Annotated in this window: 13 protein-coding genes; 10 read left to right on the forward strand and 3 right to left on the reverse strand. The window is 41.9% G+C overall.

Translation table 11 applies throughout. The features are described from left to right. Window positions 1-72: 72 nt before the first annotated feature. The 5 genes from dnaN (at window position 73) to gyrA (ending at window position 7508) form a co-directional block, all read left to right on the forward strand. A complete protein-coding gene (dnaN, locus tag FC51_RS03470; protein ID WP_057909434.1) occupies window positions 73-1212 on the forward strand; it encodes a DNA polymerase III subunit beta in 1140 nt (379 codons plus the stop codon). A 291-nt stretch (window positions 1213-1503) separates the two neighbouring features. Further along, entirely contained in the window at window positions 1504-1746 is a 243-nt protein-coding gene (gene yaaA, locus FC51_RS03475; protein ID WP_057909433.1) for a S4 domain-containing protein YaaA, read from the forward strand. Then, entirely contained in the window at window positions 1743-2861 is a 1119-nt protein-coding gene (gene recF / locus FC51_RS03480) for a DNA replication/repair protein RecF (protein WP_057911147.1), read from the forward strand. The genes yaaA and recF overlap by 4 nt, the downstream gene beginning before the upstream one ends. A gap of 15 nt (window positions 2862-2876) precedes the next feature. Further along, complete coding sequence (gene gyrB, locus FC51_RS03485; protein WP_057909431.1) at window positions 2877-4820, forward strand: DNA topoisomerase (ATP-hydrolyzing) subunit B; 1944 nt, start codon at window positions 2877-2879, stop codon at window positions 4818-4820. Between the two features lie 114 nt (window positions 4821-4934). Continuing rightward, window positions 4935-7508, forward strand: coding sequence for a DNA gyrase subunit A (gene gyrA / locus FC51_RS03490; RefSeq protein WP_057909430.1), 2574 nt, complete (start codon window positions 4935-4937; stop codon window positions 7506-7508). A 174-nt stretch (window positions 7509-7682) separates the two neighbouring features. Here the strand turns inward: gyrA and FC51_RS03495 are convergent, their stop codons facing one another. Beyond that, window positions 7683-8030, reverse strand: coding sequence for an MmcQ/YjbR family DNA-binding protein (locus FC51_RS03495; RefSeq protein ID WP_057909429.1), 348 nt, complete (start codon window positions 8028-8030; stop codon window positions 7683-7685). Window positions 8031-8226: 196 nt separating this feature from the next. Here FC51_RS03495 and FC51_RS03500 point away from each other — a divergent pair, with 196 nt between their 5' ends. Continuing rightward, entirely contained in the window at window positions 8227-9336 is a 1110-nt protein-coding gene (locus FC51_RS03500) for a lactate oxidase (RefSeq protein ID WP_057909428.1), read from the forward strand. Window positions 9337-9533: 197 nt separating this feature from the next. Here the strand turns inward: FC51_RS03500 and FC51_RS12420 are convergent, their stop codons facing one another. Further along, a complete protein-coding gene (locus FC51_RS12420) occupies window positions 9534-9710 on the reverse strand; it encodes a hypothetical protein (RefSeq protein WP_167547564.1) in 177 nt (58 codons plus the stop codon). A gap of 414 nt (window positions 9711-10124) precedes the next feature. Between FC51_RS12420 and rpsF the strand changes: the two genes are divergently transcribed. Genes rpsF through rpsR form a run of 3 tightly spaced genes read left to right on the forward strand, consistent with a single transcriptional unit; the run spans window position 10125 to window position 11296 of the window. Then, entirely contained in the window at window positions 10125-10421 is a 297-nt protein-coding gene (rpsF, locus tag FC51_RS03505; protein ID WP_057909427.1) for a 30S ribosomal protein S6, read from the forward strand. Window positions 10422-10455: 34 nt separating this feature from the next. Next, window positions 10456-11019, forward strand: a complete 564-nt coding sequence (gene ssb / locus FC51_RS03510; protein WP_057909426.1) for a single-stranded DNA-binding protein — start codon at window positions 10456-10458, stop codon at window positions 11017-11019. Window positions 11020-11056: 37 nt separating this feature from the next. Continuing rightward, window positions 11057-11296: a 30S ribosomal protein S18 gene (gene rpsR, locus FC51_RS03515; protein ID WP_057909425.1), complete on the forward strand. Its 240-nt coding sequence runs from the start codon at window positions 11057-11059 to the stop codon at window positions 11294-11296. Window positions 11297-11396: 100 nt separating this feature from the next. Here the strand turns inward: rpsR and nhaC are convergent, their stop codons facing one another. Next, the gene (gene nhaC / locus FC51_RS03520) at window positions 11397-12812 is read right to left on the reverse strand and encodes a Na+/H+ antiporter NhaC (RefSeq protein WP_057909424.1); all 1416 of its coding nucleotides are present in this window, start codon (window positions 12810-12812) and stop codon (window positions 11397-11399) included. Window positions 12813-13454: 642 nt separating this feature from the next. Here nhaC and FC51_RS03525 point away from each other — a divergent pair. Beyond that, a complete protein-coding gene (locus FC51_RS03525; protein ID WP_057909423.1) occupies window positions 13455-14846 on the forward strand; it encodes an amino acid permease in 1392 nt (463 codons plus the stop codon). The last annotated feature ends 11 nt before the right edge of the window (window positions 14847-14857 follow it).

Consider the following 14857-nt stretch of genomic DNA (forward strand, 5'->3'; position numbering starts at 1 on the left):
CCTACTATTACTTCTTTTTCTTTTATTAATTAATATATATTACTAACACTTTCCGGGAGGTTGATTTAACGTATGAAATTTTCTATTGGTCGAACAGCATTTACAAAGGGACTTAACACCGTTTCCAGAGCCATTTCAACAAAGACAACAATTCCAATCCTAACAGGTTTAAAAATCGTTGCCGGTCCGGATGGATTAGTATTAACAGGTAGTGATGCCGATATTTCTATTGAAACAACCTTAAAGGCAGACGATCCAGACAACATGCTGGTTATTGAATCAGAAGGTGCCATTGTGTTGCCTGCTCGCTTCTTTACAGATATCGTCAAAAAATTACCTAAAGATACAATTACCCTTGAAGTTGGTGAAAACTTCCAGACCATGATCACTTCAGGACAGTCATCCTTCACGATTAATGGTTTGGATGCCAACAATTATCCACACTTACCCGAAATCCAAACCAACGACTCAATTCCTTTGGCGGCTGATCTCTTCAAACAAATTATCAGTCAAACAGTTGTCGCCGTTTCCAATCAAGAAAGTCGACCAATATTAACCGGGGTTCATTTTGTGATCTCAGAAAATCACGTCATGGCGGTTGCTACAGACAGTCATCGCTTGAGCCAACGTAAAGTTACCTTGGAAACACCGATTGAAGGGGCTTATAACTTTGTGATTCCTGGAAAGAGCTTGACTGAATTGTCCCGAATGATCGACGATACTCAAGAAGCTGTCACTTTGACCGTTACCGAAAACCAAGCCCTCTTTACAATTGGCAATACCTTGTTTTACTCCCGACTACTGGAAGGAAACTATCCTGACACAACCCGGTTGATTCCAGATTCTTATGACACGCGGGTTGCTTTTGATGCACCAGAATTATTGGCTGCTATCGAACGGGCATCCTTACTTTCTCACGAATCACGAAACAACGTGGTTAAAATTACGGTCGATCCTGACAAGAAATCCGTGACCATCTATGGCAACTCTCCAGATGTTGGTAATGTTGAAGAAGATTTGGAACCTAAGAATCTCGAGGGGAACCAATTGGAAATTTCATTCAACCCTGATTACATGAAAGATGCCCTGCGTTCCTTCAGTCAATCAACGATCAACATTGATTTCACGTCGGCTTTAAGACCATTTACATTAACGCCAACCGAAGACAGCGACAGCTTCGTGCAATTAATTACACCAATCAGAACGTTCTAAATAAAATTAACCAACAACTCCCACCACATTCTGGGAGTTGTTTTTTTGCCCTCATTTTGTGAAATAATCGTTGCCTATTTTGTGATTTGGGAATCAGCCACATTTGAATTTTGGCTTGAACTTGATTTCCGTCCTTAAAAAGCGCTAGAAGTCCATATACGTTCTTTTTAGCAATTTTCGTCAATTTGATGCAAAAATATCAAAAGTCTTTAAAAGTGCTCAGAATGCCCAAGAATCGTTATTGGCGTGTACTTTTAGTAATGAAAGGGGTATAATAAAAGAAGTAAAAAGGTGGGTGAAATTGTGAAAAAAGATGTTTTTATTGATAGTCCCTACATCACTCTTGGACAACTGCTAAAAGAAGAATCAATTATCGCTAGCGGAGGTCAAGCCAAATGGTTCTTAAGAGAAACTGCAGTTAATGTCAATGACGAACCTGACAATCGCCGTGGTCGAAAGTTATATGATGGCGATCATGTTGAAGTCCCTGACGTTGGCTTATTTTTTATTCACTCAAAGCAGGAAAATGAATGAAGTTAACGGAAATTGAGCTTCACCATTTTCGTAATTATGTTGATCAGACGTTAAAGTTTTCTGATGGCATCAACGTCTTTCTTGGCGAGAATGCCCAGGGAAAGACAAATCTTCTTGAAGCGATTTATGTGCTGGCGTTAACACGGAGCCATCGAACCAATAATGAAAAAGAATTGATCAATTGGCAAAGCCAGACAGCACAGATTAAGGGAAAACTTCAAAAGCGTCTGGGAACCGTTCCCATCGAACTTGATTTAGGTGCCAAGGGCAAACGGGCTAAAGTTAACCATTTGGAGCAAGCGAAGTTATCCAGTTATATCGGTCAGATGAACGTGATTTTATTTGCGCCCGAGGATTTATCAATCGTCAAAGGGGCACCACAAGTTCGGCGACGATTTATGGATATGGAATTTGCGCAAATGAGTAACCGTTATCTTTACAATTCCACCCAGTACAAGAAAATATTGAAGCAACGAAATCGATATTTAAAAGATTTGCATCATAAAAAACAATCTGATCGGGTCTACTTGGATGTCTTGTCCGATCAGCTTTCGGCTTATGGTGCCGAAATTATTTTTCAAAGACTCCAATTACTTAAAAAGTTGGAGACATACGCTCAAGCTGTTCATTCCGAAATTTCTCAGGGAAAAGAACAGCTCAAATTCGATTATCGAACCGCGGTCGATCAAGACCAATTGGGGTCAGTGGAATCAATTTATCAGAATTTATTGAAACAGTTTTCCAAGATTAAAGAAAAAGAAATCCTAAGAATGACCACATTAATTGGTCCACAACGCGATGACTTGCATTTTGTGATTAATGAAAAAGAGGTCCAGTCATTTGGTTCTCAGGGACAACAGCGAACGACTGCCTTATCGGTGAAGCTGGCCGAAATTGATTTGATGAAAGAACAAACTGACGAATACCCAATACTGTTGCTGGATGATGTTTTGTCTGAACTTGATGATTTCCGACAAACCCATTTGTTAACGGCAATTCAAGATAAGGTGCAAACGTTTTTGACGACCACAAGCTTAAGTGGCGTTCAGCAGGAATTATTGACCAATCCGCGAATTTTCAGGATTAATGAAGGTCAGGTTACTTTGGAAAAATAGCGAAGGAGAAACGAAATGGCTGACAAAAAAGAAACTAAAAAAGAATTGGCCCATGAATACGATGCGAGCCAGATTCAGGTTCTCGAAGGTTTGGAAGCTGTCCGCAAACGGCCCGGAATGTATATCGGGACCACCAGTTCACAAGGACTTCACCATTTAGTATGGGAAATCGTTGATAACGGAATTGACGAAGCGCTGGCTGGATTTGCGACGAAGATTACCGTAACCGTCGAAAAGGACAATAGTATTACCGTCACCGATGATGGTCGGGGAATTCCTGTCGATATTCAAAAAAAGACCGGAAAACCCGCTTTGGAAACTGTTTTTACCATCCTGCATGCCGGCGGTAAATTTGGCGGCGGCGGATACAAGGTCTCTGGTGGACTGCATGGTGTTGGGGCTTCAGTCGTTAATGCGCTGTCCTCAGAACTTGATGTTGAAGTCACCCGGGACGGAAAAGTCTATTACATGGACTTTACCCGCGGCCATGTTCATACCCAGATGAAGGTTGTTCGAGAAGTCTCAGATGATCTTCACGGCACCAAAGTTCATTTCTTGCCGGATCCTGATATTTTCCGTGAAACAACGACCTATGACATTAAGGTTTTAACTGCCCGTCTTCGTGAATTGGCCTTCTTGAATAAAGGGCTACGGATTGTTGTCAGAGACCTTCGCCCAGACAAGCCCACAGAACAGGACTTTATGTATGAAGGTGGTATTAAACATTACGTTGAATACTTGGATCACAGCGAAGAAACATTATTGGATGAGCCAATCTATGTTGAAGGCGTGATGAATGGCATCACCGTTGAAGTAGCCATTCAATACACAAACGATTATCACAATACGTTGATGACCTTTACGAACAACATTCATACCTATGAAGGCGGAACCCACGAAGAAGGGTTCAAACGGGCGCTAACCCGTGTCATCAATGATTATGCCCGCAAGAATAAGCTATTAAAAGACAATGAACCGAACCTTTCCGGAGAAGATGTTCGTGAAGGGACCACGGCAGTTGTCAGCATCAAGCATCCCGATCCTCAATTTGAAGGACAAACTAAAACCAAATTAGGAAACTCCGATGCCCGAACAGTAACCGACCGAATTTTTAGTGACCACTTCACTAAGTTCCTCATGGAAAATCCTAAGATGGCCCGCAAGATTGTTGACCGGGGGTTGCTTGCATCAAAAGCCCGTTCAGCTGCCAAACGTGCCCGAGAAGTTACGCGGAAAAAGAGCGGTTTGGAAATTAGCAACTTACCTGGTAAGTTAGCTGATAACACCAGTAAAGATCCGAAAATTTCAGAATTATTTATCGTCGAGGGGGATTCTGCCGGCGGTTCAGCCAAGCAAGGTCGTTCACGATTAACGCAAGCAATTTTGCCAATTCGTGGAAAGATTTTGAACGTTGAAAAAGCCAGCATGGATCGGATTTTGGCGAATGAAGAAATTCGCTCATTGTTTACAGCAATGGGGACCGGCTTTGGTGAAGATTTTGATTTATCGAAAATCAATTATCACAAGTTGATTATCATGACCGATGCGGATGTTGATGGTGCCCATATTCAGACGTTATTGCTGACACTGATTTATCGATACATGCGGCCGTTGATTGATGCCGGCTATGTTTATGTTGCTCAGCCACCACTGTATCAAGTTCGTCAGGGAAAGATGTCAAGGTACATTGATTCCGATGATGATTTGAATGCCTTCTTAGGCACCTTGCAACCATCACCTAAGCCAGTGATCCAACGATACAAAGGTTTAGGTGAAATGGATGCCGAACAGCTGTGGGACACGACGATGAATCCAGAAAACCGACACTTGTTACGAGTCGAATCCTCGGATGCTGCTGAAGCTGATCAGGTATTTTCGATGTTAATGGGTGACAAGGTGGAACCAAGACGCGAGTTTATTGAAGATAACGCAACGTTTGTGGAGAATTTGGATGTTTAAAGTTGAGTGTGGCAAGCATTTGTTAACTTGTAAAAGTTAAATTGCAATAATTTACGTAAATTCAATCCACAGAAAAAAATTGTTTCACATGAAACATACCACCGAAACCCATGAATGGAGGTAAATGATTTGGCGAATAATGACAACCAAGACGAACCAATCGCTGGTCGAGTAACCAACGTTGATCTTTCCAAAAAAATGCGAACGTCATTTCTGGATTACGCAATGAGTGTGATCGTTGCCCGTGCGCTCCCAGATGTTCGTGATGGTTTAAAGCCTGTTCATCGTCGTATTTTGTACGACATGCATGAACTGGGTGTTACTCCAGATAAACCTTATAAAAAGTCAGCCAGAATTGTTGGAGATGTTTTAGGTAAGTACCATCCCCATGGCGACACGGCTGTCTATGAGTCAATGGTTCGAATGGCCCAAGACTTTAGTTACCGTTACATGTTAGTTGATGGCCACGGAAACTTTGGTTCAGTTGATGGTGATGGCGCAGCTGCAATGCGTTATACCGAAGCTCGATTAAGTAAAATTGCCATGGAAATGCTCCGTGACATTAATAAAGATACGATTGATTTTCAACCCAACTACGATGGCACAGAGCGGGAGCCTGTTGTTCTACCAGCTCGTTTTCCCAACTTACTGGTTAACGGGGCTTCCGGAATCGCTGTTGGAATGGCGACCAATATTCCCCCTCACAATTTGGCGGAAGTCATCAGTGCCATTCACGTCTTGATGGATAATCCGGATGCGACAACTGCTGATTTGATGGAAGTATTGCCTGGTCCAGATTTTCCAACCGGTGGGGTTGTGATGGGTAAATCCGGAATTCGGAAAGCCTATGAGACTGGTAAGGGAACGATTATTGTTCGTGCCAAAGTTGAAATTGAAGGTGAATCCGGTGGCAAGCAGCGAATTATTGCAACCGAATTGCCATACATGGTCAACAAAGCCAAATTAATTGAAAGAATTGCCGAATTAGCTCGCGACAAGCGAATCGAAGGCATTACTGATATTAATGATGAGTCCGACCGTGAAGGGATGCGGGTGGTTATTGACGTCCGCCGGGATGCCAGTGCGGAAGTTATTTTAAACAACTTGTACAAATTGACGTTAATGCAGACATCGTTCAGCTTTAATATGCTGGCAATTGTTAAAGGCACACCAAGAATTCTCAGCTTGAAAGAGATCTTAAATTATTATTTGGATCATCAAGTTGAAGTTATTCAACGACGGACCAAATATGAGTTAAATAAGGCTCAAGCACGGGCACATATTCTCGAAGGATTAAGAATTGCCCTTGACCACATCGATGAAATTATCAAAATTATCCGTGGGTCACAGACAGGTGACGTTGCCAAGAATCAATTGATTGAAGGTTTCGGTCTGGATGATAAACAAGCCCAGGCGATTTTGGACATGCGTTTAGTTCGTTTAACCGGACTGGAACGCGAAAAGATTGATAAAGAATATAATCAATTGATGAAAGATATTGAAGAGTATAAAGCAATTCTTGCAAGTCGCGACCGCGTTAACGAGATTATTTATCAAGAATTATTGGAGATCCAACATCGCTTTGGTGACGCAAGACGAACTGAATTGCTTGTCGGCGAAGTGTTGAGTCTTGAAGACGAAGATCTGATTGAAGAAGAAGACGTCATCATCTCATTGACGCATAATGGCTATATTAAGCGATTGCCAACTTCTGAGTTCAAAGCTCAAAACCGTGGTGGTCGTGGTGTTCAAGGGATGGGTGTTCATAACGATGATTTCGTGGAACACTTGGTTTCAACCTCGACTCATGATGTTTTGTTATTCTTCACGGATGCTGGAAAAGTGTACCGCATGAAGGGATACGAAATCCCTGAATATGGTCGGTCCGCTAAGGGAATTCCAGTTATTAATTTGTTAAACATTGGTAATGATGAGAAGATTCAAGCCGTTATCAACGTTTCTGACAAGAATAACGATATTCAAAAAGATCTGTTCTTTGTGACCTTACTGGGAACCGTTAAGCGAACATTGGTTTCAGACTTTGCGAATATCCGCAGCAATGGTTTAAAGGCCATTAACCTGAAGGATGGCGATCAGGTCAGCAACGTTTTAATTGCGGACAAAGATCAAAATATTATTATTGGAACGCACCTTGGTTATGCGGTTAGTTTTAACGCTGCTGCTGTCCGGTCCATGGGTCGTTCAGCAACCGGTGTCAGAGGAATCCGGCTCCGCGAAAACGATTATGTTGTCGGCTCTGATATTTTGAAGCCTGACAGTGAGGTCTTTATCATTTCTGAAAATGGATATGGTAAGCGAACCCCAGCTGCCGATTACCCGGTTAAGGGTCGTGGTGGAAAAGGTGTTAAGACCGCTAATATTACCGAAAAGAACGGGCCATTGGCTGGTTTAACGACGGTTACCGGTAAAGAAGACATTATGCTGATTACGGACCAAGGCGTCATGATTCGCTTCGGCGTTGAAGATGTTTCTCAAACAGGTCGAGCAACGCTTGGTGTTCATTTGATTCGAATGACGGATGGTGCCAAAGTTGCAACAATGGCGAAAGTTGAAAAAGAAGACGATTCAGAAGAGGACCAGGCAAAGGACGGACAATCCGATGCCGACGCGCCAACTGATGACTCAGAGCAAAAAGATGATCATGATTCAAGTTCAGATGATGAATAGTTGATTATTGGTACACGTTTTAGTGATGTAGCCCAAAAATGGGACTGTGGACAAAACTGTTAGTTTTGTCACAGTCCCATTTTTGTTTCACATGAAACAATTCTCAAATATTGGTATTTGCAGTGCTAAAAAAGATCATTAAGTTAATGAAAACCGGATTCAGCTCAAGCTTTCCTAAACGGTTAGCCGATAACTCATATTGATCAGTTGTCTTAATTCTGATTGGGAATTAACAAGGTTAACATTAACCGTAATCCAGTGTTGTTTGTCAAAGTGTTGACCAGGTGTAATGTAGGTCGAGGTTTCGATTAAGTTATCGGCCTGTTCGATGCGACATTTCAGATCCAGATATAAAGAATGGTCCTTATCGTAAATGAGTGCGTAGATCTTATTATTTTTAGCATTACGGATGGCATCAAAAATGATTCGATTATGATGAGCAGGATTGTTAAACGGCTGATTAACAATAACTAATTTATCCTGGCATGCAAACTTAATGAGTCCGGCTCTTGTAAACTTCAATCCGTCACCCCCAATGACATAAATAGTTGCTGATACTCATATTGTAATCTTTTCGTGGGTTTTAAGTGTCCGAATGGCCATAAATTATGGCACTGATCGTGAGAAACGAAAAAAATAGTCGGAATCTTTGACTTACTTTTGGTAAGTGATACACTTTTCAGTAGATGAACAATAATGATATGGAGGTATGACGGTCATGACTGTTGTTAATGGATATAAGCAAAATGATAATGAACAAAAAATTGATATTTTAAATTTGGAAGAATTGGAAGAAAGAGCTAAACAAATTATTCCTACCGGCGGATTCGGTTATATTGTCGGTGGTTCGGAAAACAATTGGACGTTGAAGGCTAATCGAAAAGCCTTTACCCACAAACAAATTGTTCCCCGTGCTTTAAGTAATATTGAGGATCCGCAATTGGATACCAATGTGTTCGGTATTCCGTTGAAGACACCTATTATGATGGCCCCAACCGCTGCTCAAGGGTTGGCTCACTCACAGGGTGAAAAAGATACGGCGAAGGGTGTTGCTGCCGTTGGTGGATTGATGGCTCAAAGTACTTATTCTTCAGCTTCAATCTCAGATACTGCGGCCGCTGGTGACGGTGCGCCTCAATTCTTCCAGCTTTATATGAGCAAGGATTGGGATTTCAATTATTCATTGCTTGATGAAGCCAAAAAGGCTGGTGTCAAGGGAATCATTTTGACTGTTGATGCAACTGTTGATGGCTATCGTGAAGATGATATTAAGAATAACTTCCAGTTCCCAATTCCAATGGCCAACCTGACCAAGTTTAGCGAAGGTGACGGAAAAGGCAAAGGAATCGCTGAAATTTACGCCGCTGCCGCTCAAAAGATCGGGCCGGATGACGTGAAGAAGATTGCTGACTACACTGATTTGCCGGTGATTGTTAAGGGAATCGAATCACCAGAAGATGCACTGTACGCAATTGGTGCCGGTGCTTCCGGTGTTTACGTATCCAACCATGGGGGTCGTCAGTTAAACGGTGGCCCAGCATCATTTGATGTTTTGGAGGACGTTGCTAAAGCAGTTAATGGCCGTGTTCCAATTATCTTTGATTCGGGTGTTCGTCGTGGATCTGATGCCTTCAAAGCATTAGCATCGGGCGCCGACTTAGTTGCGATGGGCCGTCCAGTTATTTACGGCTTGGCACTTGGTGGTGCACAAGGCGTTCAGTCCGTCTTTGAGCATCTCGGTGATGAGTTGAAGATTACCATGCAGTTGGCTGGAACCAAAACAATTGCCGATGTGAAGAAGACTCATTTGCTGAACATTCAATATTAATTCGTGTGCAATATCCTATCAATGGGCATCCTCTAGCAGGAAATGCATTCTGTTCTCAATGATGGGAATTAACATTAGAGGATCCCATGCATGTTGCGCAGCTTTAGAACATTCCCCGTGTTCTATTCCCCAAAAATATGTTAAAAAACGGTATCCTTCCAAGTTTGGAGGGGTACCGTTTTTTGCGCTAAAACGCATTAATTAATATTTTTGCGTGGTCGACCAGTCGTTTGGCCCTTGTCCAGAATTTCTGGATGTTCGTTGCGGGCATATGCATATGCATGAGGATCCTGGTGACCGGATCGGTCTGTTTGAGACCTTTTGATGTAATAGTAAGCTGAAAGTCCGATGATCGTTAAAATTAAAAGTGTCATTGAATCCCTCGTTTTCTTTATTTTATTGAAACCAATGGTAATGGTGCGAAAAAGCGTTTCCAAACAGATGATTAATTTGGAAATTGATATCAGTTTACGTCGAATTTGTAGAGAGTCAAGTATCTTGTGTGCCGCTTGGAAGAAAATGGACCATAGGCCCGGCTGTATCAAGGATAGACAACTTATTAAGGATTTGTTTAATTCGAGGATTCGGATTAATTTCAAATTCTTCGTACGAAAAAAATAATCAGCGAAGATTTCTTCGTATATAATAAATGTATCGTGAATCACCATTAGGCAATTGATATTTAGATCCACACGTGGTATTATTTTATATTGTGAGTATCTGGGTAAAAACAGAAACTCTCCTTGCTCTCGGGAAGAGGGCCATAAGTCCACAAGGAGGTGCAAATCATGGAAGAAAAGAAATACGAAATTACTTACATCATTCGTCCTGATATTGAAGAATCTGCAAAATCTGCATTGATCGAACGATTCGACAAGATCTTAACCGATAATGGTGCTAAGGTATTAAGCTCAAAAGACTGGTCAAAGCGTCGTTTTGCTTACGAAATCGGTGGTTTCAATGAAGGAACCTATCATATTGTTACTTTAACAACTGATACCGACACATCACTTAACGAATTTGATCGTCTTTCAAAAATCAATGACGATATTTTACGTCACATGATCGTTGTTCGAGACGACTAATCATTCATTCTAATATTGAGAGGAGCAATTCAGCATGCTTAATCGTGCAGTTCTTACGGGTCGCCTAACCCGCGATGTTGATTTACGATACACTCAAAGCGGAACCGCTGTTGGTTCGTTCTCGCTCGCCGTTGATCGGCAATTTACCAATCAACAGGGGGAACGTGAGGCTGATTTCATTAACTGCGTAATCTGGCGTAAATCCGCTGAAAACTTTGCTAACTTCGTTCATAAGGGTTCTCTTGTTGGAATTGATGGTCGGATTCAGACCAGAAATTATGAAAACGCACAGGGACAACGTATTTATGTGACGGAAGTCGTAGTAGAGAATTTTGCGTTGCTTGAGCCTCGTTCTGTAAGGAACAACTCAAACGGTCAGCAAAATGGCAATGCTCCTCAACAAAACAATGGGAATGCCAATCCATTTGATAATAATTCAAACTCTGGTAATGGCGGCAACGTGAATACTGGTAGTAGCAATCCTACTAACAATAATAACGGTGGCAATAACGGCAACAATGGGAATAATACCCCTAATGATCCGTTTGCCAACTCCGGAGATTCGATTGACATTTCCGATGACGATTTACCATTCTAAATGAATTGGTAATAGAAATTTTCGAGGAGGAAAAACTATGGCATTTCAAAGACGTGGCGGCAACCGTCGTCGTCGTAAAGTTGATTTTATCGCTGCAAATCACATCGATTACATCGACTACAAAGACATTGATTTATTAAAGCGATTTGTTTCAGAACGTGGAAAGATTCTTCCACGTCGTGTTACTGGAACCAGCGCTAAGAACCAACGTGCTTTAACAATTGCTATTAAACGTGCGCGCATCATGGGCTTAATGCCTTTCGTTGCAGCCGACTAATAATGATTAAAGGCCATCCCCTCGAGGATGGCCTTTTTTTAGAATAAACGAACCCGCTTCCGGCAATAGGCTGAAAGCGGGTTTGTTTTATTATCATTCGTTAATTTTCACTTGGAACAACTGCTTGATGTGGCTTTGAATCAGATGGTTGCAGTTTCTTCAAGCCAATCCCCGTAAATCCGCTCAATAACGAGAAGACTGGGCACAAAAGACTAAAGAAGACAAACGGCAGGTATTGAATCGTTGGAACGCCAAGCGTATTGGCAATGAAGACACCACCAACTCCCCATGGTACCAGGTAGTTGAGGACCGTCCCGCCATCCTCTAACACTCTTCCTAGTGCGCGACTCGCTAGGCCGCCGTTATTAAAGGTCTGTTTAAAGGCTCGGCCCGGAAGGATAATTGAGAGGAATTGTTCACCAACGAAGATATTAACCCCAATGCAGGCTCCCAGAGCGGCTGTAACCAATTTGGCAGGGTTATTCAACCTGGTAGCCAGAGGTGACATAATCGCGCTGATAAGGCCAAAATGGACTAATAAGCCACCAAGCGATAATGTCAAAACAATTAAGGCAACCGTCGGCATCATACTGACGATACCACCACGGGAAAGCAGCAGGTTAACTTCATTATTGGAAGTTTTGGCGATAAAGCCATTTGTAATGATCGTGCTGGCCTTGGTCACATTAAGGCCAGGATTGTTTACAAACATCATTCCGGCTGATACAAAGATATTCAAAAGCATCGTTGGAATAGCAGCCATTTTAAAAGCGGCACAAACAAACACCAAAATAATCGGAATCAGGGCCACGATTGAAATATGAAAATCGTTATTCAAAGCGGCAACGGTCGTATTGATCTTATTCATGTCGGCATGGTTGTGGCCCATCCCTAAGATGGCAAAGACAATTGTCGAAATGGTCGCAGCTGGAATCGTCGACCAAAGAATTGTTTTCATGTGATCAAATAAATCGGTATCCACAACGGCTGCAGCCAGGTTGTTGGTTTCTGATAGTGGCGAGCATTTATCACCGAAGACACCACCGGAGATGATGGCACCGGCAACCAGCGCGGGATTAAAGTTCATTGTCACACCGATACCGAAAAAGGCAATTCCGACCGTCGAAACAACTGTGAAACAACTTCCAACTGCAGCGCCAACCAGCGAGCAAACCAGAAAGACTGTTGGCAAAAACCACTGGGCACTAATTGCTTTAAAGCCAATCACCATCAACGTGGGGATCGTCCCGGCGGCAATCCAGGTACTGATCATTGCGCCGATTAAAATGAAAATAACGATCGGAATAATTCCTTTATCAATCCCATCCTTGATCCCAGCATTGATTTCGTCCCAGCTAAAGCCGGTTAGTTTCGCCCAAAAAATTGTAACGGTAATGGCTAATAATACTGGAACCTGTGGCGATAGCCCGAGCCCGATAACTCCGGTTCCCATGATTGCCAATGCAACAACCAATACTAAAATTGCTTCTCTTAAACTTACTTTACTGTTTCTCATAGTGTCAACCTCTTTTATTGTTTAAAGTGTCGTTGATTTAGTTCAATTCAGTTGACCATAATATCGTGGCATTCCACCATTACTTGTAATTCCCATCAAAATCATTTCCCCTCTTGTTATAGTAAGCAAACAAAAAATCGTCCCTATCGCATATAACTGCAATAGGGACGATTTTAACCGTGGTACCACCCAACTTGTGTATTCGAAAATACACCGCTCACTAGAAGATAATGGATTCTAGTTATTGACCATTGTCGTGATATTACGGTATTTCGCCTTCCTTACCCTGATTGGTTCGCAGCAACCACCAACTTCCTGACACCCAGATAAGAGACTACTTCATGTAATTCGACTTTAATTATTAAAATGAGTATAAAACTCGGTGAGAGAAATTGCAAGAAATGTTTTCTGAATCACATCCAGATCAAAATAAGCCCTCAAAATAGTGATTTGATAAATAATGTAAAGAAATCTAACATAATTCCCTAATATTATCGAAAAAGAAACCGTTTTAACCTCATAAAACAATAAAATGTAAGCAAAACTAACATCAGAGCTTGAATTGTGATAATATAAGTCCATTATCATTAGAACATTTTAATCTAAATCTTATGTTGCTCTTATTTTTCAAGGAGGATGCCTATGAAGTCAAAAATTCAAGAGAATCAAGATGGAACCATGCGGGCGCTTAGCAACCGACATGTACAAATGATCGCAATTGGAGGAACAATTGGAACGGGGTTATTTCTGGGGTCTGGTAGCACCATTAGTAAGACTGGCCCATCTGTAATGTTGATTTATTTAGTCCTCGGGGTATTTTTCTTCTTTATGATGCGAGGAATTGGGGAAATGTTTTATTCTGATCCATCTCAACATACCTTTGTTTCGTTTATCTCTCGTTATCTAGGGCCAACAGTTGGTCATTTTACCGGCTGGACGTATTGGATCGGATTAGTCTTCGTTTGTATGGCTGAATTAAGTGCCACCGCCACATATGTAAAATTCTGGTTCCCACAATTTCCGGCTTGGATCACTGAACTTATCTTTTTAGCCATTCTTGGCAGCATCAATTTGATTGCTGCTCGCTTGTTTGGGGAAGCTGAATTCTGGTTTGCGATGATTAAAATCGTTGCGATTTTAGCATTGATCTTTACTGGAATCTTTATGATGGTCTCCCATTCTGTTACGCCACTTGGACACGCATCGTTGGGCAACATTTTTAGTAACTTTCAGTTGTTCCCGCATGGCCCGATCAACTTTATCGCTGCCTTCCCAATGGTTTTCTTCGCCTTCATGGGAATTGAATTTGTCAGTATCACAATTGGTGAAGCCAAGTCACCGCAAACGGTCATCAAAAAAGCCGTTAATGAAACGTTGATTCGAATTTTGATTTTCTACATTGGTGCGTTGACGATTATCATGGGCATCATCCCTTGGTCCTCAATTACGCCAAACAGCAGCCCGTTCGTTCAAGTTTTAAAGCTGGCTGGATTACCGGCCGCTGCGGCTGTGATTAACTTCGTTGTTTTAACTTCAGCTGCGTCATCGTTGAATAGTTGCCTGTTCTCAGCTGGTCGTCATTTCTATCAGTTAGCCACAGAAGTTCCCGAAGATAGTTGGATGCGCAAGCACTTCGCCAAAATTTCTCGAAATGGTGTTCCAGCTGCCGCCATCATTTTCTCTGCGTCACTGGTTTTGATTACGCCACTGATTAGTTTGACCAACGGCTTAGCTTCTGTCTTTACAATTGTGACTGGGATTTCCAGTGATATGTACATCATCGTTTATACACTGGCAATGCTGGCCCACAGAAAATATCGTCAATCACAAGACTTTTTGCCCAACGGCTTCTTAATGCCGGCATATAAAATTATGAGTCCCTTGACGATTGCCTTTTTCGTTATTATCTTCGGTTCACTGTTCTTTGTTCCAGAAGATATCATCGGCGCTGTCGGTGCCATTATTTGGACAGTGGTCTTTGGTGGTGTAACCTATTTGCATCAACGAAAATTAGTTCCAAATACCGATCAGTAACTCGTCAAATT

Origin of the sequence: Lentilactobacillus parabuchneri DSM 5707 = NBRC 107865 (assembly GCF_001435315.1) — a bacterium.
Taxonomy (GTDB): domain Bacteria; phylum Bacillota; class Bacilli; order Lactobacillales; family Lactobacillaceae; genus Lentilactobacillus; species Lentilactobacillus parabuchneri.